Source organism: Nitratiruptor sp. YY08-10, assembly GCF_016629565.1.
In the GTDB taxonomy this organism is placed as follows: domain Bacteria; phylum Campylobacterota; class Campylobacteria; order Campylobacterales; family Nitratiruptoraceae; genus Nitratiruptor.
The window spans coordinates 1,198,206-1,222,604 of record NZ_AP023057.1 but is presented as its reverse complement, the minus strand read 5'-3'; the positions used below and the strand labels follow the sequence as shown (position 1 = coordinate 1,222,604).

The following is a 24,399-nucleotide window of genomic DNA, read 5'->3' as shown; positions in this document are numbered from 1 at the left end:
TTATAACAAAGGGGATCTATGAAAGAGATTGTAGATGGTATCATGACAGTGGCGTTTGTTCTTTTTATGATATGGCTTATTGTGGGTTATCATCATCAAAAGGGGCATCATAAGCGAGATGAAAACTAATTTAGTATACAATAGCAGCTAAAAAAGGGTGATGATGACAGAGCCTTTACTGATCGAAATAGGCGTCGAAGAGCTTCCTGCAATTCCTTTTTTGAAAGAGCTTCCAAATATTGAGAAAAAATGGGAAAAGATCCTCGAAGCCAATGGTCTTTTATGTGAATTTGAATTTTTCTATACTCCAAGAAGATTGGTTTTGTGGCATCGAAATTTTAAAACGAAACAAGATACTACCTATCAGGAATTTTTTGGAGCCCCGCTTCACATAGCTTTTAAAGATGGTCAGCCGACGCTTGCTGCAACCGGTTTTGCGAGAAAATGCGGTGTACGTGTGGAAGAGTTGTCAACAACAAAACGTGGTTCAACTGAGATTTTATATTATAAAAAAGAGATAGCTGGTAAGCCATCTGTCGAAATACTTCCAGGGATGGTCTATGAGTGGCTCAAATCCCTCGATTTTGGCAAATCTATGCGATGGGGAAATTTGAAAGATTCTTTTATTAGACCTATTCGGTGGGGGATTATCAATCTTGGTGAAAGTTTTATCAAAGCTGAACTTTTTGGCATTACTACCGCCAACTATACCTATTTGCATAGAAGCGTATCTACTGAACCGGTCCAAGTGGCGAATGCAAAAGAGTATTTTGAGAAGCTGAAGAATGGCGGTGTGCTTCTCTTTCCTGAGGCTCGATATGAAAAGATAGATGCAGAATTTGCAAATATTGAGAAAGAGGGAGTTGTTATAGAAAAAGATGAAAACCTTCTTGCTGAGGTTGTTGCTATCACAGAGTTTCCGACGGCTTTGAAAGGAAGTTTTGAAGAGAAGTTTTTGCAACTTCCTCCTGAGGTTATCGTAACCAGTATGAAAGAGCATCAGCGCTATTTCCCTGTGTATAAAGAGGGGAAATTGCAAAATGGATTCGTTTTTGTTAGCAATGCCTATACAGATGATTTTTCGCTGATTGTTAAAGGAAACGAGCGGGTACTAAAAGCCAGACTTTCCGATGCCCTCTTTTTTTGGGAAAATGATCTCAAAAAAGGACTCAATTTCGAAGAGCTTGAAAATGTAGTGTTTATGGATGGGCTTGGAACACTTTTTGATAAAGAGGTACGTGAACTCAAAATTGCTAACCATCTTTTAGAACACTATAATGCGCTTTTTAGCGAACCAGGTGTTACAAAGGCACTATTGGAACGTGCTATCATGCTCAGTTACGCAGATCTGCTTACAGAAATGGTCTATGAATTTACAGAGCTTCAAGGGATTATGGGCTATTACTACGCTCTCGCGCAGGGTGAAGATGAAGTGGTAGCGCTTGCTATCAAAGAGCAGTACCTGCCGAGCGGGGAAGAGAGTGAGCTTCCTTCAACGCTTTTTAGTGCGATCGTTGCTTTATCAAAAAAACTTGATACGTTGATGGCTCTATTTAGTGTAGGAAAAATTCCAACAGGATCAAGAGATCCTTTTGGATTGCGACGTGCAGCAAATGGCGTGATTCGAATTGTGTTAGCCTATAATCTTGATTTTGATATTTCAAAGATTTTTGATGAGATTAAGAGTGAGTACAAAGATTTTGATACGAAAAAGTTAGAAAACTTCTTTATTGAGCGGATTAATCAATTTTATGATGTCAATCCATCTGTGATCAAAGCAGTTATTGAGAGTGGTGAAAGAGATCTTGTTCAAATAGACAAGAAAATTAAAGCATTGGCCGCAATTGTAGAAAGCAGCGATTTTAAAGATATTTTTACCACTTTCAAGAGAGTTGCGAACATTGTCAAAGATGTGGATGTATCAAAAGAGACTCCAGTAGATGAAAATCTTTTTGAAAGCGATTATGAAAAAAGGCTTTGGGATCGGTTTCAAGAAGTATACGAAAAATCATATCCAGATTATGAATCCCGTTTAGATGCACTTTTTGGCCTCAAGCATGATATCGATCTTTTCTTTGACAATGTTTTGGTCAATGCTGAAGATGAACGTTTGCGTCAAAACAGAAAAAATCTGATTGCCTCAATCTATAAAGCTTTTAAAGAGATAGCTGACATTAAAGAGATCAGCGTGTAATGTACGATTTTCTTATCATAGGGGCGGGGAGTGCCGGCGCACATACTGCCTATTTTTTAAAAAAAGCTGGTGTAAAAGTTGCAGTTGTAGAGCAAAGCGATATAGCTGCCGGGGGCAGTGGTGCTGCAGGGGCGTTTATCACGCCTCGCATTGGCAAAGGTGGTCCTATTCAGCGATGGACAAATGAGGCTTTTCGGTTTACTGTAAAACGATATGAACAATCACGCTATTTTTATCAAACTGGACTTCTAAGACTTCCTAAGGAAAATGAGACATTTGAAGGATTAGAGCGCTATTTAGATATTGAATATGAGAAAAAAGCAAATGGCTTTTTCTTTCCAAAAGCCGGTATACTTAAAGCAAAACCTTATTTAGAACACCTTTTACATAATATCGATACATTTTTTTTTGAAGCATCAATTGAGAAAAAAGGAGATTTTTTCCAAGTCGGCGCTTTGCAAGCAAAAAAGGTTATCTTGGCTACCGGGGCATGGGATCAGCTGATCGATGAGCCCTATGTAACGATTGGGAAAACAAGTGGCGTGCGATTCGATGTTCGCACCAAGCTAGCTTTACCATATTCGATCCATCAAAAGGTTTCAGTCTCGGCCAATATCGATGGTATCGTTGCAATTGGGGCAACGCATCAAAGGCTTGAATCTCCATCCAAGCCTCAACCCCCATCTTTTTTGTTTGATGAGGCGAAAAAAGTAGTAGGAGAGTTTTCCTATGAAATTGAACAGATGTATTGCGGCATACGCAGTAGCGTCAACGATCATCTCCCAATCATTGGGGAATTGATTGATACAAAAAAAGTACCCCGTATAACCAATTTTAAAAGATTGGATCTATCTCAAATGCCACGCAAAGGTATCTATATTATCAATGGTCTTGGTGGCAGAGGTTTTGTTTTTGGTCCCTTTGTGGCTAAAATACTGAGTGATCATTTGATCGGAAACTGTCCCATTCCTTGGGAACTTGATGTGGATCGATATTTCATACGCTACTTGAAAAAAGGAAAGAGATGAAAGCGATAGTTTTACTCAATATGGGTGGTCCAAACAATTTAGATGAGGTAGAGCTTTTTTTAAAAAATATGTTCAATGACCAAAATATTTTACCGATTCGAAATGATCTTCTAAGAAAATTTGTCGCGTATATGATTACGCAAAGTAGAAAAAAAGAAGCAAAAAGCAACTATGAAAAACTTGGTGGAAAGAGTCCACTTAATTACTATACCGATAGATTGATAGAAAAACTGCAAAAACGTTTACCTAATGTATATGTAACTAAAGCGATGCGCTATACCCCTCCATTTGCAAAAGAAGCGATAAAAGAGCTTATGTATCATAATGTACATGAGGTTTTTTTGATACCGCTTTATCCTCATTATTCTACAACTACTACAAAATCGAGTCTGGAAGATTTTTACAACACGGCAAAAGGGCTAGGATTTCATGCCAGATTTCACGATATAACAAAATTTTATGAAAATAGAGTTTATAACCAAGCGATAATAGATAAAATTGAAGAGGCTTTGGATGGTGAGGATGCAAATGAGTATGAACTTATTTTTAGTGCCCATTCACTGCCCCAAAAAATCATCGAAAAGGGTGATCCCTATTTGCAAGAGGTGCAAGAACATGTAAAGATTTTATCTTCGATGCTTGGAAATAGATTTTCAGATTATCATCTTGCATTTCAATCCAAACTCGGACCTGTAAAATGGTTAGAGCCTGGACTCGATGAAAAGCTTAAAGAGATGAAAGGGAAAAAAGTTCTTGTTTATCCGATCTCTTTTACCCTCGACAACAGTGAAACAGAGTTTGAACTCCATATCGAATATAAAGAGATAGCAAAAGTGCTTGGTATCAAAGAGTATAGAGTTGCCCAGTGTGTCAATGATAGCGATCTTTTTGTGGAGGCTTTAGTAGATATTTATCAAAGGATGTAAAATGGTAGGCTACGTCTACGATCCAATATTTACTGAACATGGAAGCGATGAGCATATTGAGCGGCCTGCACGTGTAGAAGTGATTGATGAAGTAGCGCGTAATTTTCCTTTAAAGCGTTTTCCTATAAAAAAAGCCAGCAAAGAGGATCTGAAAAAGATACATGAAGCGCACTATGTAGAGTGGGTTGAGAGAGCCTATGAAGAAGGGTACCGTTTTATCTTAAACGAAGATACGCTTTTAACTCCAAAAAGCTTTGAGGTTGCAAGCTATGCAGCAGGATCGACGATGCCAATTATCGATGCTTTTACAAGTGATGAAATCAAAAGAGCATTTCTCAATATTCGCCCTCCAGGTCATCATGCCGAAAGAAGAACGGGACAAGGGTTTTGCATCTTTAACAATGTTGCGTTGATGGCGAGGTATGCGCAAAGCAAAGGATTTAGAAAGGTGATGATAATAGACTTTGATGTGCATCATGGAAATGGCACGCAAGATATCTTTTATAGCGATGATACAGTGTGTTATTTTAGCACGCATGAGCACAACAATTATCCCTATTTTACCGGAAGCGTAGAAGAAAAAGGAGAAGGAAAAGGCGAGGGTTTTAATATCAACAGGCCATATGGGGATTACTGCAAAGATGAAGAGCTTTTGAAGCTTTATGAAGATCTTCCAAAATGGTTTGATTTTGATATAGTGCTAGTGAGTGCCGGATATGATTTGATGAGGGATGAAGCGATATCAACTGCACAGATTACATTTGAGGGTTTGCGGGCATTAGTGCAAAAAATCTTGCAATTTGCAGGTGATAAGCCAGTGGCTTTTTTATTAGAGGGTGGGTATAACCTTGATTCTTTAGCGACAAGTGTAGCTGTCACACTGGAAGAACTTACAAAGGATGAGCTATGAGACGTCTGATTCTTTTGGGAGTTGCCGTATGGGCTTATGCCAATATCTTTGCAGGAAGTACTACCAAACACTCAATGGATATCAAAGGGGACTTCGCCAAAACCCATCAATGTATTCGTTGCCATCTTGATATCTATGATGAGTATAAAACATCTCCTCACTTTAACTCCACAATTTACAGAGATCCTGTCCATAAAAAGATTTTTGAGTTACACGCAAAAGCAAGTAAAGCAAAAGAGTATGTATGTGCGAAATGCCACACTCCGACTCTCAAAGATAAAAGAATCGCTTCTATGGATCCAAAAAAATTTGGATATGAGCAGGCAATTTCTTGTGCCTATTGTCATAGAATCAAATCTATTGAAAAGCATGCCAAAGCAAATAAAAATGAGATACTACCTAAAAAAGGGGTTTATTATGGAACGCGCAATCCGGAAGTAAGAAGTGAATACCATAAAATCATCAATACCAATCCAATCCACAAAAATGGCGAAACTTGCATGGGCTGCCACTCCCATAAACAAAATGAGCATGGGTTTGTTGTATGCCAAACTGAGAATAACAATACTCTGAAGCAAAACTGCATAACCTGCCATATGCCCCAAGTTGAAGGGAACCTTAGCGATCGCGTTGAGACACCAACGCACGCATTTCATGGATTTGCAGGAGTAAGTATAAAGCCAGAATTTTTAGCAAAATATCTTCATATAGATTTAATAAAAAAAGATCCTCTTCAAATTCGCCTAACAAACGACGCACCGCATGCGTTTTTACTCCATCCATTGCGTTTGGCAAAGCTTATTGTAAAACATAAGCGAGGAGGCAAGCTTTTAAAAGAGCAAGAGCTTACATTTGTACGAATTATTGGAAAAGATGGCAAACCAACTCCTCCTTGGGTAGCAACTGAGGTGGTAAAAGACACGATGCTAAAAGCAGGCGAGAAAAGAGTAGTAACTTTTGATTTGCATCCTAAAAAAGGATATACCATAGAGATAATATTTGGTTTTTATAAAGTGAATCCAAAGATGGCTAAAAAGTTTGGACTCCCAACAAAATTTATAGTCTTTAAGAAAAAAGAGTTCCATGTATAGTTGGCAAACTATTTATAAACAGATTGTAAAACATAAAAAAGCCTTTTTGCTAGGGCAGATTTTTGCCCTTTTAGCTGTTATTGCCAGTGTGCCAACGCCTCTTTTGATGCCTTTGCTTGTGGATGAGGTATTGCTTCATAAACCAGGTAAACTTATTGCTTTTATTGATGTAACTTTTGGCAGTGGATCACCGCTATATTACACACTCATTGTTTTGGCATTGACGCTTATTTTGCGGGGAATGTATGTTTTTTTGCAAGTGATGCAAATAAGAGTGTTTCAAACAATATCCAAAACGATTAGTTACAATCTAAGAAAGAGGGTTTTAGAGCATTTAGAAAAGGTGGCACTGAAAGAGTTTGAGCTTCTTGGAAGCGGTAAAGTTGTTTCAAGGCTTATTACAGATATTGAAACGATTGATACCTTTTTAAGTTCTGGAATTAGCAAGTTTTTGATAAGTCTTTTAACGCTTGTTGGAGTTTGTATAGTTTTAGTTTGGATTCATTGGCAGTTAGCGCTGTTTATAATTTTTTTAAATCCTTTAGTAGTTGTTTTTTCAAGCAAACTTGCAAGAAATGTGGCAAAACTGAAAAAACAAGAAAATCTCTCTATCGAGATATTTCAAAATGCTCTAACAGAGACGTTGGAGCTTTTTGATCAAATCCGAGCTGTCAATAAAGAGCGATACTTTTTTCAAAATCTTTTTTTCTTGGCAAAAGAGATTAAAAACAAATCAATTGCTTTTTCCTATAAAAGCGAAGCAGGTGCTAGAGTAAGTTTTTTACTCTTTGTAGCTGGCTTTGAAATCTTTCGAGCTGCTGGTATTATTGCAGTTGCATACAGTAATCTTTCTATCGGACTGATGTTAGCTGTATTTGGGTATTTGTGGTTTATGATGATACCAATTCAAGATTTAATTAATATCATTTATACAAAAAAGAGTGCCGATATAGCTCTTCAAAGAATTAATGAGCTTTTGATGCTAAAAAATGAGCCAAATTATCCTCATATAAATAATCCATTTAAAAAAACACCAGTTCAAATTGAACTCAAAGATGTGTGGTTTGAGTATTATGAAAATAAGCCTGTGCTAAAAGGGATTGATTTAAAAATTGAAGCCGAAAAAATAACAGCGATAGTTGGTGCAAGTGGCAGTGGCAAAACGACACTTAGTAGGCTTTTGGTAGGCTTTTATGAGCCAGATAGAGGAGATATTTTTTATAATGACATCTCTTATAAAAGAATCGGTCTAGATGTTATTAGAGAAAATGTGATGTTAGTGCTTCAAACGCCAGTGCTATTTAATGATACCATCTGGTTTAATGTAACTCTTGGAAGAGATTTTAAAGAAGAAGAGGTCACAAAAGCTTTAAAACTAGCTCAAATTTATGATGTAGTAGCAAAACTGCCTGATGGATTACAGACAGTTGTTGGCAAAGGTGGGGTGAGACTGAGTGGGGGAGAGAGACAAAGAATAGCAATTGCTAGGATGATTTTGCAAGATCCAGCAGTCGTGATTTTGGATGAGGCAACGTCTGCTATTGATATGGAGACGGAAAAACTTCTTTTTTGTGCATTAAAAGATTTTTTCAGCCGTCGGACCACGCTTTTAATTGCTCATAGGCCAAGCACCATTCAAGAAGCTGACGAAATATTTTTTATGGAACATGGCCAAATTGTCCGTCATATGGATTTTCATAAATATAAAGAGGAATTAGAAAGAAATTTGTGTATACTATCTGAAGAACAACATAAAAAGGATGAATGATGAAAATACCAGGAAATATCGCCGAATTAAAGGCATATGTGGCTGAGAGTTTTGGGAAATTGGGTACAGAAGCACAACTTGAGGTTTTAAAACTCCTTCATAAATATATGCAAAATGAAGAGATTGTCAAAAAAGAGTTGGAATTGGAACAAAAGCTCCTCGATGAAGAGAAAGCGACAAAAATATGTGCTATTGACGATGAGGAAGCAGCTATTCAAGAAGAGATTTTGGAAGAGATACGACGCCATAATCATATCGATGTACATATGTTCAAAGATGCAAGTAGTGATCCTCGGGACGAAGATGCAAAATATGTAGATAAAACAATGGATAAGGCAATTAAAGATCCAAACGATCCAATGGCAGAATATCTCGATGATCTTGAAGAGCAGGAAAAGCCAGAAAGCTGAAGTGGCGACCCCAGGGGGACTCGAACCCCCGTCACCGCCGTGAAAGGGCGGTGTCCTAACCGCTAGACGATGGGGCCACGATTTATGGTTCCGAAATATTAATCAAATTTGCCTTAAAGGAATATAAAATTTTATGAGATTTTTTTTTCTTTTCCTGATTCCACTTATTTTGTTTTCTCAAAACAGTGAAATGAATGTAGTGAACAACGATTCAGATCCAACTCCCATCTTTCAATCGGTCTGGTTTTATGACAATGGAGCGGAAAAAGAGGAACTTTATACGCTTATGCAGCAAATTAAAAACGATAATACTCTTTTATGTAAAGATCGTTTGAACAAACCTTTACAAAAACTAGAAAGATTATTACGAACGTATAGAGTCGATGCAAATGAAGTTTTAAAAAAAGATATTGAGAAGTTGGCTTATACCCTTCAGTTACAATATCTTTATGTCCGGAACAATGGATGTTATCGTCCGGAAATGATCTTGCAAGACCATTACTTGCCTCCAAAGAAAAAATTGTACGATCATATTTTGCGAAATCCCTATCTTGAAATGCAGTATGATATTTTAAACAAATATGAGAGTATTAAAAAACGTGGGGGCTGGGGTGTGATAATCCTGAGTAACAATTATGCGTACTTGCTTCCTGGCAAAAAATATGACGAAGTTATCCAACTGAGATGGCGGCTTATTCAAGAGGGATATTTAAAAGATGATAATAATCTTGCAAATACCTTGTATGATGAAAATCTTAAATCAGCTGTGGAAGCGTTTCAAAAAAGGCACTTTCTTAAACCTGATGGGATTGTAGGACCTGCTACGTTAAAAGCGTTAAACGAGAGTGTAGAGAGTATTATTGAAAAGATTTTGATCAATATCGAACGTTTGAGATGGTATTTGCAAGAGGATAAGGAATATGTATTTGTTAATATTCCACAATTTAGGCTTTTTTTGTGGCATGACGGGGATATGGTTTTTGACTCGAAGGTTATTGTGGGTAGAAAAGAGAGACCGACTCCATTAATGAGGCAAAAGATCTCCTATGCGGTTCTTAATCCATACTGGAGGGCTCCAAAAACGATTATTGCTGAAGATATTTTGCCAAAACTCAAAGTTGGCAAATTTGAAGAGCTTGAAAAAGAGGGAATAATAGCTTCTTTGGATCGATATGCAAATGAGACAATCCCTTTTGATTCAATTGATTGGAATGCGATAGATTTGTCCACTTTTCCTATTGTTTTTTTGCAAAAACCTGGACCAAAAAACTTTCTTGGTTTTGTGAAACTGATGTTTCCGAATAAATATGATGTCTATTTGCATGATACCAATGCAAGAGATCTGTTTCGATACTCATATCGCGCACTGAGTTCTGGATGCGTTCGAGTAGAGAAACCTATCGAACTGTTCCATCTTGTTGAAGGAACTTTAAGTTACCGAGAAATTTTTGATAGATTGTGGGACCATCAAACAAAAAAAGTACGGATCCGTCCAAAATTTCCTGTTTATTTGATGTATATGACTATTATGAAAGAAGATGATGGTAATATCTATTTTTATCCAGACATCTATCAACTGGATAGAAAAATGAAAGAATATGCTACAATTTTGCGCTGAGAGGAGGGTTGATGAAAAGAAGAGATTTTTTGAAAAAAAGTTCACTTTTGAGTATTTCAATACTTATCCCTTCTTTTGCGAAAACAGCCCAATATGAAAAAGAACTTTATTTGTATCATGTTCATACAGGTGAAAGACGGAAAGTGACTTTTTGGATTGATGGAGAATATATTCCAGAAGAGATAGAAAGCTTACAATATTTTCTTCGAGATTTCAGAAATGATGAGATACATCCGATCGATGTAAAAGTTATTGAATATCTTTATGAAATATCAAAAAAATGCTCTCATAATCGCGAAATACATATACTCTCTGCATATCGATCTCCCTCCACAAACGAGTACCTACGCCACCATGGTGGAGGTGTTGCAAAACGTAGTTATCATCTTTTTGGAAAAGCGATCGATTTTAGAATTCCGGGAATTTCAATACATCACATTCGAAATGCTGCTCTATCACTACATAAAGGAGGTGTTGGATACTATCCAAAATCTGGGTTTATCCATATTGATAGCGGAAGACCAAGATCTTGGAGATATCCAAAATCATAATGTTTGATCTCGTCTTATATCTTCATCTATTGGCTGCCACTGTTTGGATTGGAGGAAGTGTATTTCTCTTTGCACTTGGGATATTTTTACGTGATAAAGAAGCACAAAAAAAGGTCTATTTTCATGTTGGTCCTATCTATGGATATGTTGAGAGTATATGGTTAACAATCCTGATAATTACTGGCTTATGGATGTTTTTCCATTTGGGATTGCAAAACATATTCAATGGTGAAGTGAAGAGACTCGCATTTTTACTTCAATATAAACTTATACTTGTTGCTCTCATTACGATTGCAACTATTGTCCATATGTATATTGCATTTAAAACCAACGGAAAAGAGCGAACAAAACTTCAACTCCTCCTTTCTCGAGGAAGCAGTATGGCTATTTTTATACTCAATCTTATAATATTGTGGTTTGCTATGCAGATTCGAACACTCTTATAGAAAGGAAATTATGCGATTATCAATTATTGGTACAGGATATGTGGGACTTGTAACCGGAGCTTGTATGGCACAAATGGGAAACAGTGTCATTTGTGTCGATATCGATGAAGAAAAAATTGAAAAACTCAAAAAAGGGATCATTCCCATTTATGAACCGGGTCTTGAAGAGATAGTTAAAGAAAATTTTAAAATAGGGACACTTCATTTTACGACAGATATCAAGGAGGCTTTGCAAAGAAGCGATATAGTATTTATCGCGGTGGGAACACCGCAAGGAGAGGATGGAAGTGCTGATCTACAGTATGTTTTAGTAGTAGCAAAAGATATTGGAAAATATATGACCCATCCGTTGATTGTAGTGGATAAATCTACCGTCCCTGTAGGAACTGCCGATAAAGTACGAGCAACGATCCAAAATGAACTCAAAAAACGTCTTGAAAACGGCGAGATTACAGAGGGCGAATATCAGGAACTTATGGAATTTGATGTAGTAAGCAATCCTGAGTTTTTAAAAGAGGGTGATGCGGTCAATGATTTTATGAAACCGGATCGTGTGGTCATTGGAGCAGATAAAGAGAAGAGCATGCAGATTCTTAAAGAGTTATATGCTCCATTTACAAGAAATCATGAGCGATTTATTGCTATGGATATACGAAGCGCAGAACTCACAAAATATGCAGCAAATGCCATGCTTGCTACAAAAATCAGCTTTATGAACGAGATGGCTAAAATAGCTGAAGCGGTAGGTGCTGATATCAACAAAGTGCGTGTCGGCATAGGAAGCGATAGCCGTATCGGTTATAGCTTTATCTACCCAGGTGTCGGATATGGCGGAAGTTGCTTTCCAAAAGATGTGAAAGCGCTTGAGAAGATTGCTATAGATGCTGGAGTGGAGCCAAAAATCATCAAAGCTGTAGAGGCTGTCAACAAAGAGCAAAGAGTTTATTTTCTAAACAAAATTCTTCAAAGATTTGGAGAAGATTTGCGAGGGAAATCCTTTGCGTTATGGGGTCTCAGTTTTAAACCGGAAACGGATGATATGAGAGAAGCTCCATCGATAACGATTGTTAAAGAGTTGACAAGCCGTGGTGCCAAAATCAAAGCCTATGATCCAAAAGCGATGGAAGAAGCAAAAAATTTTTGGCTTAAAGATGTTTCTAATATCGAATATTGCGATAATAAATATGATGCATTAAATGATGCAGATGCAATGATTCTTGTTACTGAATGGAAAGAGTTTCGAAGTCCAGACTTTATAGAGATGCAAAAACGACTCAAAAATCCTCTCATTTTTGATGGAAGAAACCAATATAACAAAGAAAAACTCAAAGAGTATGGTTTCGAGTACCACCAAGTGGGTGTGCAAGCCGCAATATAAAAAATAGGATCAAGATGTCACGTTTATATGAGTTTGTATAATCGTGATATCTTTTTACTATATCGCCTCTAAAGTAAATTAAGAAACAGTCATCGAACGAAATGTGACAACGATCATGATCATTAAATAAAACGAATTGCATAATCTAAGTTAGCCGACAAAAGTCGCAAGTGGAAGAGAAAAAGGGCTTATAAGAGATAGAAAAAAAGCTAAAAGAGCTTTATGAATTTGATAAAAACTATCTTGAAAAATATGCCAATAACTTAATAGAGATAGATTTGGATGATGGAGTAAAGGTAAATTATTGTAAATTTAAAGATATTTTGTATCCAACAGTGGGCTTTGCAAAGGGAAATAACGTATATGTTATAATGTAAAAAAATAATGGTAAAAAAAATGAGATATACAGTTTTTAATCCTAAAGATTATGAGATAAACTATTTTTGGCAAAGCAAAAACTCTTCAGTGCAAAGCAAAAGGTCTCTTATAAGGGCTGTACTAAAGGGGTTAAAGAAAGAAGATATTTTTACTATTTGTAAAGTATATGGAATAAAAACTGTTCAAAATGAGCTTGATGCCTATTATAAAGAGTTATATAAAAAAGGATTTTATGATTTTAGAGGATTAAAAGTGCCTCTAAAACAAAGAAATTATAAAAAAGATCCTCTCTATAAAGAGATAAAAGGTTATATATGTGACTTTGCAAGTCAAAGAGATTTTAGACATTTTCGCAAAAAAAGAGTTTTTAAAAGAAAATGATCTCTATTTTATAGGTGGAACTGCTTTAAGTTACTACTTAAATCATAGAATTTCTGAGGATATAGATTTTATATCTTCACTCCCCCTCAACCATCGCTTGATAAAAAAAGAGATGTCCTCCCTCAATGCCAAATTTATAGAAGATGAAAATGCCAGTAGATTAAGAATTGCCGGTTTATTTCCAGATGAATGGATATTGAAGTTTTTTATAGATGGTGTAAAAATAGAATTTTTTCAAGCCTCTACACCTCTTATGAAAAAAATCATAAAATCATCTCGAATAGAATATATCGGTAATATAAAAATATTGGATATTAAAACTATTTCCAAGTTAAAAACCATAGCTTTTTTTCAAAGAGGAAAAAGCAGAGATATTTTTGATGTAAATGAAATTTTAAAAAACAGCATATTAACTATTAATGAAACTGTTGATATTGCTCAAAATATTCATTTTGCAATAATCGATAAAGAAAATCTTCTCAATTTTATAAGAAATATGTCTGAACCGATTGAAGATGAGACGGTATATCTAAAAGAAAATTCAAATGAATATTTATTGTTTGAAGATTTGAAAGAAATGTTGATAAAAACAATTAAAGGGCTTTACAAAGGGAAATAACGGATATATAAAGCAGGCTAAATAAACCATTTGATGAGGAAAGAACTGTTTTTCAGATAAATCATCTTCAAATGGTGATTTGAGGAAGCATGAGTATAGGTGGAGCAATTATTGGAAGTCAAAATCTTGCTGATTTTATGCAAATTGCGAGTGATAGTGGGGCCAAGCGTATTTTGATTCCAGCGATTGATATGGCTCAAATGGGAAAAGTACCAGCTGATTTGTTAAGTAGATTTCAGTTGATTATATATTCTGATCCAATTGATGCTGTTTTTAAAGCTTTGGGGATAGAATAAGTGATAAGTTTGGCAGGATCCAGACCTGGCAACCAACCGGTTTTGTCCTCAGAATGCTTGGTGGGCTCGGCAGGACTCGAACCTGCGACCAACCGGTTATGAGCCGGTTGCTCTAACCAACTGAGCTACGAGCCCTTCAAAGTTGTCTGGAATTATACAAAAATCTAAATCTGAATGCAAGAAGATGCTCTAAAATACCGAATAAAATCATAAAATTGATAAAACTGCTTCCCCCATAACTCATAAATGGCAACGGAACTCCTACAACCGGAGCCAAACCCACTGTCATGGCGATATTGACGCTCATATAGGTAAAAATCAAAAGAGCAATACTGGCAGCCACGACCTGTGTAAAAAAGTCCCCTTTTAATTTGACATAGATACTAAAAAGATGCAGTATAAGGAGCCCATAGAGAAAAAGAAGCAGCAGTGCACCAAAAAAACCGAAACGTTCGATAAAGTATGCGAAAATAAAATCACTTGTTGCAATTGGTAAGAATTTAAGTTGCGTCTGTGTAGCCTCTTGAGAGGGCTTGCCTGTTAAACCTCCCGAACCTATTGCAATGATTGATTGTTGGACGTGATAACTTGGTTTTTCACTTAAAAAATCTTCAATTCTTTTTTTCTGGTAGTCATGTAAGAGATATTGATATGAGATAGGAACCATGAAAGAAAAAATAATAAACAAAGTTGCCCATATTTTCCAATGGACTCCAATGATAAAGAGTACGCCATACCCAATGATGAGCAAAATCAAGGCAGTTCCAAGATCAGGCTCTTTTGCGATAAGAAGAAATGGAAACAAGATATAAAAAGAGATTTTAAAAAACTCTTTCCAGCCATAACCGGATTTTGGTGGCGGATTGTTTTGAACAAGGTAGGCAAGCATGAGGATGAAAGCCGGTTTGAAAAGTTCCGATGGTTGAAGGGTAAAATGTGTAAAAGGGATTTCAAGCCATCTTTTGGCACCGAGTTTACTCACACCAAAAAGATCTACACTAATAAGCAAGACAATCATAAACCAATACATTGATGGGATGAGCCACTTATACTCTCTAATAGGAGAGAGGAATGCGATAACGAAGCTTGCAAATCCGAGAGCATAGTAGATCATCTGTTTGTGGGCCAAAACGGGATTGACATCTTTTATGAGATAGTGCGAAATGATAAGAAATGGTATAATCAAAACTAAAAGTACAGTGTCAAAATGCAAAAAAATCCGTCTGTCGATTCCTATCATGGAGCTACTTTTTTCATGCAATTATATCTTAAAGGATATTATTGGAAAAAATAACATTTACAAATATAGGTAAAGAGAGACTTGATAAAGCACTTGCTAAGAAATTGCAACAACCAAGAAATCAGATCGAACAATTGATCAAACAAGGGTATGTTCGTATCAATGGCAAAGTGGAGAAAAAGACCGGATATAAACTCAAAAGTGGTGATATGGTAGAGGCAACGATTCCTGAACCAAAGGTTTCACAGCCAAAAGATGTCCATTTCGATGTAGAAAGAATTTATGAAGATGAGGATATTTTGGTATTGAACAAACCTGCTGGTCTCGTTGTCCACCCGGCTCCAAGTGTCAAAGAGCCAACGCTTGTGGATTGGCTCAAGGCAAATGATATATCTCTTTCTACACTCAGTGGAGAAGAGCGCCATGGTATAGTACATAGACTTGACAAGGAAACGAGCGGATTGATTGTAATTGCTAAAAATAATGAGACCCATCAGGCTCTATCGAAGCAGTTACAGGATAAAAGTATGGGGAGATACTACCTAGCAATTGTCGAGCCGCCTTTAAAAGAGGACCTCATAATAGAAAAACCGATTGCAAGAAATCCCAAAAATAGATTGAAAATGGGAGTAGTGGAAGGCGGAAGATATGCTAAATCTGCTTTTATAAAACTAACGACGAGTAAAAATAATAAATATGAATTAATCGGAGCAAAACTTTTTACCGGTAGGACACATCAAATAAGAGTACATTTGGCTTCGATAAACCGCCATATTCTGGGTGATAGTTTATATGGCTTTAAGAGCAAAAGCGTTACAATACCTAGAGTTTTTTTACATGCTTATATACTCTATCTCAAGCATCCAAAGAGTGGGGAAAAGATGCGTTTTTTGGTACCTGTTCCGGAAGATATGCTTGACTTTTTGCAAAAATATTTCGAGGAGAATATTGATGAAACGATTCATGTGGATAGCTTTATTCAGCGTTTTGCTTCTTTTTAGCGGATGTGCCGTTCAACCTCAGCCATCCAAACCGAAAATCGATCCAAATTTACCAACTGTTTCAAAGATTCGTAGTCTATCAGATATGACTTCTATTGCTTTAGAATGGAATCCAGTATATGATGATAGAGTTGCCGGATATAATATTTATCGCTCCATTAACGGAAAAAAATATAAACGCATTGCAATTATAAAAGATCGATACAGCTCTCACTATCTCGACAAAAAACTCAAACCTGCAACGAAATATTTTTATACAATGAGTACTTATAACAAAGACAAAAGAGAATCTAGACTGAGTCAGCCTCACGAAGTTTCAACAGCTCCATATCCAGAACCTATCGCATTTGCGGAAGCGATCGATCATTTGCCAAGAGAAGTAAAATTGATCTGGCGCCCTCATCCAAACCCGCGAGTCCAGTGGTATGTGATTGAACGCAGTACCCCTGAAAATGAAAAATGGAAAGAAGTTGCCAGACTACAAGGCAGACTCAATGCCGAATATATCGACAGAGGACTTGAGGATAAGAAAATATATCTGTATCGTATCAAAGCAATTACATGTGATGGGGTAGAGTCCAAACCGACACTTCCTATCAAAGCCTCTACGAAGCCAAGACCGAAAGTAGTACAAGGTTTAAAAGCTACAACGAATTTGCCTAAAAAGATTGTGGTGACCTGGCAGCCAAATAGTGAACCAGATTTACAATATTACAAAGTCTACAAAAGTATTTTCCAAATCGGACCATATCTTGTGGTTGCCAAAACAAAAAGTACGAAGTATGTTGATCTTTTGGATGAGGATGGCGTAAAACGGTACTACAAAGTAACTGCAGTGGATGCAGATGGTTTGGAAAGCTTCAAGCAAGATGTTCCTGCTGTGGGACAAACACTCCCAAAACCATTGCCACCTGTTGTAATGGAACACAAGTTGGAAAATGGAACGCTGTTTATACGATGGGCTTCTCCTGATCAAAGAGCAGTGAGCTATATCGTAGATAAAAAAGAGATTGATGGTATTTTGAATGTAAAAGAGTTTGAATATAAAAATATCAAAAGCACTTCATTTACTGATGCAGGTTTGAGACCAGGCGTTACATATGTGTATAAAATCTATGCTGTGGATAAATATGGGCTTGTTTCCAAACCGAGTGAAAAGATTGAGATCAAAATACCGGAACAAGAGTAGATGCCGCATATCGTAGCGAAGCATTTTCACCATTTCGATACGCCCGTTACGAAAGAGGGGTATCGATTTTTATGGTTTGCAAGGCCTTTGGTCAATGCCAAAGATGAACTGGTTGCTGTCGAATATGATAAAAAACCTTTTTTACTTACGATAAAACCCAAAAGGGATGGTACTTTTGTCATAAAGGGTGATAAGATAACAAGACTCTCTCCTACTGTCTTAATGAAAATGGCTCTGAAAAATTTTTGTGATCTGGCACAGTGTGATGTGTTGCACGACAATCTTTCAACGATTAAAACTTCTCATGCACAAAAAGCAAGAGAGTTTCTGAAAGAGATAGACTTTTTCATTGAACAGTTTCCCAAAAACAAAGAGGTTTGGATAGAGATAGGATTTGGCAGTGGAAGACATCTACTGTATCAAGCACAGCAGCATCCCGATACGATATTTATCGGAATTGAAATCCACAAACCTTCCATTGAACAAACCCTTAAGCAAATAGCGTTGAAAGATCTCAAAAATCTCTATATTATCGATTACGATGCGAGGCTTTTTTTGGAATTTGTTCCTTCGAATGTGGTGGGAAAGATATTTGTTCATTTCCCCGTACCTTGGGATAAAAAACCCCATAGAAGAGTTTTCTCCAAACCTTTTATTGAAGAAGCTAAGCGAGTCTTGAAAGTAGATGGGGTCTTGGAGTTGCGTACAGACAGTATCAACTATTTTGAGTATGCATTGGATCTTTTGTTGCAGGAAAAAAGGGTCAGATTTGAAGTAACGAAAAATATCGAGCCTCCAATCAGTAGCAAATACGAAGATCGATGGACTAGACTGGGGAAAGATATCTATGATATCCGTATGTTTAATCTGGAGTTTTCTGAACAGCCGGTTTTGGAATGTGATTTTTCGTTTAATACCTTTTCGTATGATGAAGACAAACTTGAACAAGTAAGTTTTGCCCCTAAAGTGTTTGATGGATATTTTGTCCACTTTGAAAAGTTGTATGCCATTGAGAATGGTGGACGATTGATGCGTCTCTCTTTTGGAAGTTTTGATCGTCCGGAACATAAGTACTTGCTCTTCAAAGATGGCAAGGTTTCCTATTTTCCTAAAAAGCCGGTTTTGTCCAAAGCAAACGTAGCAGCACATAAAAAGATTTTGGAGCTGCTCCATGGCTAAAAGTGTCATCATCGCAAAAGATCTCACTTTAGCGTATAAAAAAGATAAGCCCGTGATAAAAAATAGCTCGTTTGATATAAAAAGCGGCAGTTTTGTTTTGATAACAGGTGCGAGCGGGAGCGGAAAATCGACACTTTTGAAATCTTTTTACGGGGAGATGAAGCCTTTACAAGGTCTTTTGAAGATTGGGGGGATCTCTTTACATGATATCAGCTCTTCAAAGCTCTCACTGTTGAGAAGAAATCTGGGGATTATCTTTCAAGATTACAGGCTCATCAACGAATGGAATGTCAAACGTAATGTCATGCTGCCATTGATTATAGCGGGTTTTCCCAAAGAGGTTTGTGAAGAGCAGACCAAAAAACTGCTCAAACATGTGAAATTAAGTGGAAAGGAGTTTGCCTATCCACTTGAATTAAGCGGTGGAGAGCAGCAAAGAGTTGCTATGGCTCGAGCCCTGGCACACAATCCTTTTATCATTTTAGCTGATGAGCCCACTGGTAATCTTGATGAGTACTCTTCCAAAGTGATTTGGGGGTTATTAGAAGGCGCAAATGTACAACTGGGAACAACAGTTGTGGTTGTAACACACTCTATCCCAAAATATCTTGGAATCCACTTCAAACATTATCATATAGAAAACGGGATGGTGCATGCGATCTCTTAAAAATCATCTCTCTTTGATTATTCCTCTTTTTGCAATACTATTTGCTGTGGAGTTTTATCTCCTGATAGAGCGCTCTATCCATTCTTATGAGAGAAAATTGGCTCAAGACTATTCCATTATTCTTGTTGCAAAAAAACCATTGGATATGGAAAATGTTAAGAAAAAATTTTCTCTTATAGAAACTATTGAAAGCATTGATCGTAAACAAGTGGTAAAGAGATTGAAAATGAGAGGGATAGAAGTTGATTTCCAATCCTTAGAAAACTTTTTACCCTATTTTTACAAAATCACTTTACGAAAATTTCTTTCCAATGATGAAGTTGAAAAAATGAAAGAGGATCTGTTGCATCTTCCTGAAGTGACAAGAGTAGAAATCTTTAGTCAGGCGCACCATACAATGTATCAATTTTTGCTTTTTGTGAAAAATATAACCCAACTATTTTTAGTGATTATTGTTCTAACGAGTGGTATGCTTGTTTTCAAGCAGATCGAGATATGGTTTTTGGAACACAAAGAGCGAATGTATATTATGTCACTATTTGGTGCATCTTGGTGGATGCGCAATGCCGTTTTGTTTAAACTTGCAATAACAGATACCATTGTGAGTGTAGCATTGGTTGCAGGAGTAGTTTGGTATCTGCTTCATACGCATCTTTTTCAATCTTTTTTGGGATTGGATTTAACATTAGATCCAAATACGATTTTGCTGAAAGATTCCGGCTGGTTGTTTTTGATAGGATTCATTGTTTCTTTTATTACGATAGTGATTATCTCTTTGAAAGAGCCTAGTTCGAATAGATGAGAGTCCTTGTTATTTTTCTTTCGATTGTAATTGGCGTTTTTGGTACGCAAATAGAAAAGAAAATCACTGCTTCAAAATCGAAACTTATACAAACATCGAAAAAAATTTCTGGTGTCAATATCACTCTTGCAAAATTGGCTCGCTCTATTCGAAAACTCAAAAGTGATCTTAGTTCGATTGATACACAGTTATCTACTCTTTCTAAAAAGTATGAGAAACTATCCAAACAGTATCAAGAAAAACAAAAAGCTTCTCAAGATTTAAACCAATCTATTCATGCATTACGTGAAAAAGAGATGCTTTTACGACAAAATCTGGTTTTGCTCATTTCACAAAATTTTTCAAAATCTCTTTTGCTCTCTTCAATCAATCAGCCAACGCAGGAGGACATTTTAGATGAGGAGGCCTTAAAAGCTATAGATAAAATAGAAAAGGGCCGAATTGAACAGATGGGTTCAGAATATGAAAAAACGAAGCGAAAACTGCAAGAACAACAAGAGAAACTCACCCGACTTCAACAAGAAATTCAACAAATCATCGCTTTGCAAATGGATCTTAAAAGGCTAAAAAAACAAAAACAGGAAAAAATCAAAGCACTCTCAAAGAAAAAGCAGCGTTACGATGAAGAGCTTCAAGCTCTGATGGAACAGAAACGCTCTTTGGCAAAAACATTGTCGAGATTGCAGATCCTTCAAAGAAAAAGGAGTTCAAAAGCGAAAAATGTAACGGTAAAAAAATATGGTTCGAATTCGTATAAAAAGATAAAAACAGTGCGGTATCGTGGACCAAAAACAATTCCACCTCTAAAACATTTTGTGATTGTCAAAAAATTTGGTGTATACAAAGACCCAATTTACAATATCGAAATACCCAATGAAAATATTGAGCTCAAACCTTTGAAGCCAAATGCAAAAGTACGAAATGTCCTCAGTGGTAAAATCGTTTTGGCAAAATGGACACCCCATTTAAAAAATGTGGTTATTGTCCAAAATAGAAATAACATCTATACGATTTATGCTTATTTGGATAAATTGGCTCCTTATATCAAAAAGGGCAGAAGAATAAAAAAAGGGTATATTCTTGGAAGAGTCAATACAAAGTTGATATTTGAAGTGACGAAAAACGATGCCCATATCAATCCCTTACAGCTGATTAAAATACGATAAAATTAGCATTAAAATTAATCGATTTCTTAACTCTTTTTCGATAAAATTGGCAAACTTCAAAAAGAGGTCTGCAATGGCAAAACGAGTATTGATCAAATTCTCCGGGGAAGCTTTGGCCAATGAAGATGGTCATGGTATCAACTCTAACACGCTTAAATATATAGCATCTGAAATCAAACCGTTAGTGGATAGTGGTGTTGAAGTCGGTTTGGTTGTCGGTGGAGGCAATATTATTCGAGGTGTAAATGCATCAAAAGAGGGAATTATTCGAAGGTCAAGTGGCGACTATATGGGAATGCTTGCAACAGTCATCAATGCAGTTGCTTTGCAAGAGGCACTTGAATACTTCGGTCTTACGGCAAGAGTGCAGAGTGCAATCGAGATGAATGAAATCTGTGAGCCCTTCATTGTAAGGCGTGCCATGCGACATCTTGAGAAGGGCAGAATTGTCATATTTGCTGCCGGAACGGGCAATCCATTCTTTACTACAGATACTGCTGCAACACTGAGAGCCGTAGAAATCGGGGCAAATATGATCATAAAAGCTACAAAAGTGGATGGGGTGTATGATAAAGATCCGCACAAATATCGTGATGCAAAAAAACTGGATAGACTTACATACGACGAAGCGTTACAGGACAATATTAAAGTGATGGATGATACAGCTATTGCTTTGGCAAAAGATAATGCCCTGCCAATCATCGTTTGCAATATGTTCGAAGAGGGCAATCTATATGACATTATTGTCAATAACAATTTGGAAAAATGTTCTATTGTGACAGAGAAAAAGGAGAATGAATGAGATTAGAAAAAATTGCTGCGAGGGCATTGGAGAATGTTGGATTTGATCGATATCTTCTCTCTATTGCGGTAGCAAAAAGAGCGAATGAACTTGCAACCGGCAAAGAGCCTTTGGTTGATGTGGATGTAAAAAAATATAAATATACCGATATTGCATTGATGGAAATTGCAGAAGGGAAGCTGAAAATCGAGGTAGAAAAAGAATCGTGATAGATGAATGAGTTTTTAGAAAAAGTAAAGAGTATACACAATGTAGAAGAGGCGCAAAAACTTCTACTTCAAATCGCTCCAAAATCGGACAGACTTCCTCAAGCAATCGAGTTTGCGAAAATGGCCCATGCGGGCCAGAAACGAAAAAGTGGTGAACCATATGTGATCCACCCACTGCTAGTAGCTGCTATCACAGCATTTGTAACAAATGATCCCGATATGGTTCTTGCTGCTTTATTGCACGATGTGGTAGAAGATACTCCACATACAATCGAAGAGATTGAAGAGCATTTTGGCAAGGATGTGGCTCATTTGGTGGAAGGGATGACGAAAATTGTTGCGATACGCAGTGAAGAGTTGTTGCCTTCCACATCCAATGAAAAACTCATCACTTCTGCGCTCTCTTTTCGTAAAATGCTCATTGCCTCCATCAAGGATGTGAGAGTTTTGATCGTGAAACTGTGTGATCGGTTGCACAATATGCTCACTCTTGATGCATTGCCAAAGAAGAAACAGCTCAGAATTGCTGAAGAGACTCTTGTTGTTTATGCGCCTATTGCACATAGATTAGGTATTGCCTCACTGAAAAATGTTTTGGAGGATTTGAGCTTTTACTATCTTTTTCCAAAAGAGTATGAAAAAATTGATCAATTCATCAGCTCGCACAAAGTCGAGCTTCAAATGAAACTCAACGAATTTATCGATAAAGTAAAAAAACTGCTTGTCAAAAACGGATTTGCAAGCAACTCATTTGAAGTGATCGGACGTATCAAACACTATTACTCCATATATCTGAAAATGCAGCGAAAAGGGATCTCGATCGAAGAGGTTTTGGACCTGTTGGCTATCAGAATACTTGTACACCAAAAACTGGATTGCTACAAAGTTTTGGGGATTGTCCATACCCATTTCAAACCACTCATTATGCGGTTTAAAGATTATATAGCCGTTCCAAAAGAGAATGGCTACCAAACGATACATACGACGGTATTTGATCAAACAAGTATTTTTGAGGTGCAGATCCGTACCTTTGATATGCATCACACTGCTGAATATGGTGTGGCCGCACACTGGAAGTATAAGATCGGACATGTAGGGGTCAATCTTGCATGGCTGGAAAATCTTCAGTACCAAAATGAAAATATCGAAGAGTTTTATGAACTTGTGAAAAATGATCTGTTTAGTGAAGATATATCGGTTTTTTCTCCAAAAGGGGATATTTTTACATTGCCAAGAGGAGCAGTGGCCCTCGATTTTGCCTATGCGGTCCATACCGATGTAGGGAATAGAGCAAAAGCGGCCTATATCAATAAGCAAAAAAGTACACTATTAACAGAACTGAAAAATGGAGACATTGTCCGGATAGAAGTTGCAGATGAGCCCATTTTACGTTGCAGTTGGATTGATGCAGTGAAAACCTCCAAAGCCAAAGATCAGATGCGGCTGTTATGCCGACATAAATATAAAGAGGTCAGTGCAAAAGCCGCAATAAACATTTTAGCAAGTGAGTTGAAAGAAGAGCCGCAAAAAATCAAAGAGTGGCTTGAAAGTCATGAAATTACGGCACTTCATAGAATCTCGACGGAAATCAACTATTTGCAAGAGATTAAGAATAGATTTTTGAGCGAATATCGAAAGAAAAAAGGGGTTCTTTATCTTCTATCGCCTAAACAGATAAAACTGGAAAAAAAGGCGGTGGACAATTTTGTCTTCTATACCCACTATACAATTAACAGAGTGGAGTTTGACTATTGTTGTCATCCCAAAAGGGGTGATGAGATTGTTGCTTTTCGTATGGATCATCATGCTGTTGTCCATCATAAAATGTGCCAAAAGGCGCAAAAACTTATCGAAGAGGGCAAGCCGATGCTCTATGTAGAGTGGAAAGAGGATACATTGCCCCATTACAAGCTTATTGCTCTGCTTCCGGATAAAAAGGGGGCTTTGGCGGATTTTTTACAGTTTTTGTCAAAACTGGGCATCAATCTTGTTTCTATTGAGCTTGGAAAAAATGTGGAGCAGACGAACTTATGTGAAATGGAGATTGAAGCACCCGTTTTCGATCTGGAGCAGTTAAGGAAAAAAATAGCTCAAAAGGTTAAAATTATAGAATTTATTAAAACAAGCGATGCGTACAATCAATAGGAGAG

24 protein-coding genes and 2 tRNA genes are annotated in these 24,399 nt (G+C 36.9%); 23 read left to right on the top strand and 3 right to left on the bottom strand.

The window, feature by feature from the left end:
- Positions 1-163: 163 nt before the first annotated feature.
- From glyS to JG735_RS06495, 7 genes are read left to right on the top strand one after another with little or no spacing between them, the layout of a single operon-like run.
- On the top strand, positions 164-2,194 hold the full coding sequence (gene glyS / locus JG735_RS06525; RefSeq protein WP_236584243.1) for a glycine--tRNA ligase subunit beta: 2,031 nt from the start codon (positions 164-166) through the stop codon (positions 2,192-2,194).
- Positions 2,194-3,222, top strand: a complete 1,029-nt coding sequence (locus tag JG735_RS06520) for an FAD-binding oxidoreductase (protein WP_201334274.1) — start codon at positions 2,194-2,196, stop codon at positions 3,220-3,222. The genes glyS and JG735_RS06520 overlap by 1 nt, the downstream gene beginning before the upstream one ends.
- Entirely contained in the window at positions 3,219-4,148 is a 930-nt protein-coding gene (hemH, locus tag JG735_RS06515; protein ID WP_201334273.1) for a ferrochelatase, read from the top strand. The genes JG735_RS06520 and hemH overlap by 4 nt, the downstream gene beginning before the upstream one ends.
- Before the next feature lies 1 nt (position 4,149).
- Positions 4,150-5,058 carry a histone deacetylase gene (locus JG735_RS06510; RefSeq protein WP_201334272.1) on the top strand — a complete coding sequence of 303 codons (909 nt, stop codon included), beginning with the start codon at positions 4,150-4,152 and terminating at the stop codon, positions 5,056-5,058.
- Positions 5,055-6,149 (top strand): multiheme c-type cytochrome, encoded by a 1,095-nt coding sequence (locus JG735_RS06505; protein WP_201334271.1) that lies wholly within the window; start codon positions 5,055-5,057, stop codon positions 6,147-6,149. The genes JG735_RS06510 and JG735_RS06505 overlap by 4 nt, the downstream gene beginning before the upstream one ends.
- On the top strand, positions 6,142-7,917 hold the full coding sequence (locus JG735_RS06500; protein WP_201334270.1) for an ABC transporter ATP-binding protein: 1,776 nt from the start codon (positions 6,142-6,144) through the stop codon (positions 7,915-7,917). The genes JG735_RS06505 and JG735_RS06500 overlap by 8 nt, the downstream gene beginning before the upstream one ends.
- Complete coding sequence (locus JG735_RS06495; protein WP_201334269.1) at positions 7,917-8,327, top strand: hypothetical protein; 411 nt, start codon at positions 7,917-7,919, stop codon at positions 8,325-8,327. The genes JG735_RS06500 and JG735_RS06495 overlap by 1 nt, the downstream gene beginning before the upstream one ends.
- Before the next feature lie 2 nt (positions 8,328-8,329).
- On the opposite strand, the gene JG735_RS06490 is transcribed toward JG735_RS06495, so the two are convergent.
- Positions 8,330-8,404 (bottom strand) — tRNA-Glu (locus tag JG735_RS06490).
- Positions 8,405-8,460: 56 nt separating this feature from the next.
- Here JG735_RS06490 and JG735_RS06485 point away from each other — a divergent pair.
- From JG735_RS06485 to JG735_RS06455, 7 genes are all read left to right on the top strand, one after another.
- The gene (locus tag JG735_RS06485; protein WP_201334268.1) at positions 8,461-9,945 is read left to right on the top strand and encodes a murein L,D-transpeptidase; all 1,485 of its coding nucleotides are present in this window, start codon (positions 8,461-8,463) and stop codon (positions 9,943-9,945) included.
- An 11-nt stretch (positions 9,946-9,956) separates the two neighbouring features.
- Positions 9,957-10,496, top strand: coding sequence for a DUF882 domain-containing protein (locus tag JG735_RS06480; protein ID WP_201334267.1), 540 nt, complete (start codon positions 9,957-9,959; stop codon positions 10,494-10,496).
- Positions 10,496-10,942, top strand: a complete 447-nt coding sequence (locus JG735_RS06475) for a hypothetical protein (RefSeq protein WP_201334266.1) — start codon at positions 10,496-10,498, stop codon at positions 10,940-10,942. The genes JG735_RS06480 and JG735_RS06475 overlap by 1 nt, the downstream gene beginning before the upstream one ends.
- A gap of 10 nt (positions 10,943-10,952) precedes the next feature.
- Positions 10,953-12,320 carry a UDP-glucose/GDP-mannose dehydrogenase family protein gene (locus JG735_RS06470; RefSeq protein ID WP_201334265.1) on the top strand — a complete coding sequence of 456 codons (1,368 nt, stop codon included), beginning with the start codon at positions 10,953-10,955 and terminating at the stop codon, positions 12,318-12,320.
- A 396-nt stretch (positions 12,321-12,716) separates the two neighbouring features.
- Complete coding sequence (locus JG735_RS06465) at positions 12,717-13,079, top strand: hypothetical protein (protein ID WP_201334264.1); 363 nt, start codon at positions 12,717-12,719, stop codon at positions 13,077-13,079.
- Positions 13,015-13,698 (top strand): nucleotidyl transferase AbiEii/AbiGii toxin family protein, encoded by a 684-nt coding sequence (locus JG735_RS06460; protein WP_201334263.1) that lies wholly within the window; start codon positions 13,015-13,017, stop codon positions 13,696-13,698. Before JG735_RS06465 ends, JG735_RS06460 begins: the two co-directional genes overlap by 65 nt.
- Positions 13,699-13,787: 89 nt before the next feature.
- Positions 13,788-13,994, top strand: a complete 207-nt coding sequence (locus tag JG735_RS06455) for a hypothetical protein (RefSeq protein ID WP_201334262.1) — start codon at positions 13,788-13,790, stop codon at positions 13,992-13,994.
- 58 nt (positions 13,995-14,052) lie between these two features.
- On the opposite strand, the gene JG735_RS06450 is transcribed toward JG735_RS06455, so the two are convergent.
- Both JG735_RS06450 and JG735_RS06445 read right to left on the bottom strand, forming a co-directional pair.
- Positions 14,053-14,129: transfer RNA gene (locus JG735_RS06450), tRNA-Ile, on the bottom strand.
- A 1-nt stretch (position 14,130) separates the two neighbouring features.
- Positions 14,131-15,234, bottom strand: a complete 1,104-nt coding sequence (locus JG735_RS06445) for an FtsW/RodA/SpoVE family cell cycle protein (RefSeq protein ID WP_201335735.1) — start codon at positions 15,232-15,234, stop codon at positions 14,131-14,133.
- Positions 15,235-15,275: 41 nt separating this feature from the next.
- Between JG735_RS06445 and JG735_RS06440 the strand changes: the two genes are divergently transcribed.
- The 9 genes from JG735_RS06440 to JG735_RS06400 all read left to right on the top strand — a co-directional run bounded on the left by JG735_RS06440 (position 15,276) and on the right by JG735_RS06400 (position 24,394).
- Positions 15,276-16,235 (top strand): RluA family pseudouridine synthase, encoded by a 960-nt coding sequence (locus JG735_RS06440; protein ID WP_201334261.1) that lies wholly within the window; start codon positions 15,276-15,278, stop codon positions 16,233-16,235.
- Positions 16,186-17,424, top strand: coding sequence for a fibronectin type III domain-containing protein (locus tag JG735_RS06435; protein WP_201334260.1), 1,239 nt, complete (start codon positions 16,186-16,188; stop codon positions 17,422-17,424). Before JG735_RS06440 ends, JG735_RS06435 begins: the two co-directional genes overlap by 50 nt.
- The gene (gene trmB, locus JG735_RS06430; protein WP_201334259.1) at positions 17,425-18,603 is read left to right on the top strand and encodes a tRNA (guanosine(46)-N7)-methyltransferase TrmB; all 1,179 of its coding nucleotides are present in this window, start codon (positions 17,425-17,427) and stop codon (positions 18,601-18,603) included. It abuts the gene before it with no gap.
- Positions 18,596-19,270: a cell division ATP-binding protein FtsE gene (locus JG735_RS06425; RefSeq protein WP_201334258.1), complete on the top strand. Its 675-nt coding sequence runs from the start codon at positions 18,596-18,598 to the stop codon at positions 19,268-19,270. Before trmB ends, JG735_RS06425 begins: the two co-directional genes overlap by 8 nt.
- On the top strand, positions 19,257-20,072 hold the full coding sequence (locus JG735_RS06420; RefSeq protein ID WP_201334257.1) for a hypothetical protein: 816 nt from the start codon (positions 19,257-19,259) through the stop codon (positions 20,070-20,072). Before JG735_RS06425 ends, JG735_RS06420 begins: the two co-directional genes overlap by 14 nt.
- On the top strand, positions 20,069-21,238 hold the full coding sequence (locus JG735_RS06415) for a murein hydrolase activator EnvC (RefSeq protein ID WP_201334256.1): 1,170 nt from the start codon (positions 20,069-20,071) through the stop codon (positions 21,236-21,238). Before JG735_RS06420 ends, JG735_RS06415 begins: the two co-directional genes overlap by 4 nt.
- Positions 21,239-21,311: 73 nt before the next feature.
- Positions 21,312-22,040 (top strand): UMP kinase, encoded by a 729-nt coding sequence (gene pyrH, locus JG735_RS06410; protein WP_201334255.1) that lies wholly within the window; start codon positions 21,312-21,314, stop codon positions 22,038-22,040.
- Entirely contained in the window at positions 22,037-22,249 is a 213-nt protein-coding gene (locus JG735_RS06405) for a DNA-directed RNA polymerase subunit omega (protein WP_201334254.1), read from the top strand. Before pyrH ends, JG735_RS06405 begins: the two co-directional genes overlap by 4 nt.
- A gap of 3 nt (positions 22,250-22,252) precedes the next feature.
- Entirely contained in the window at positions 22,253-24,394 is a 2,142-nt protein-coding gene (locus tag JG735_RS06400; protein WP_201334253.1) for a bifunctional (p)ppGpp synthetase/guanosine-3',5'-bis(diphosphate) 3'-pyrophosphohydrolase, read from the top strand.
- The last annotated feature ends 5 nt before the right edge of the window (positions 24,395-24,399 follow it).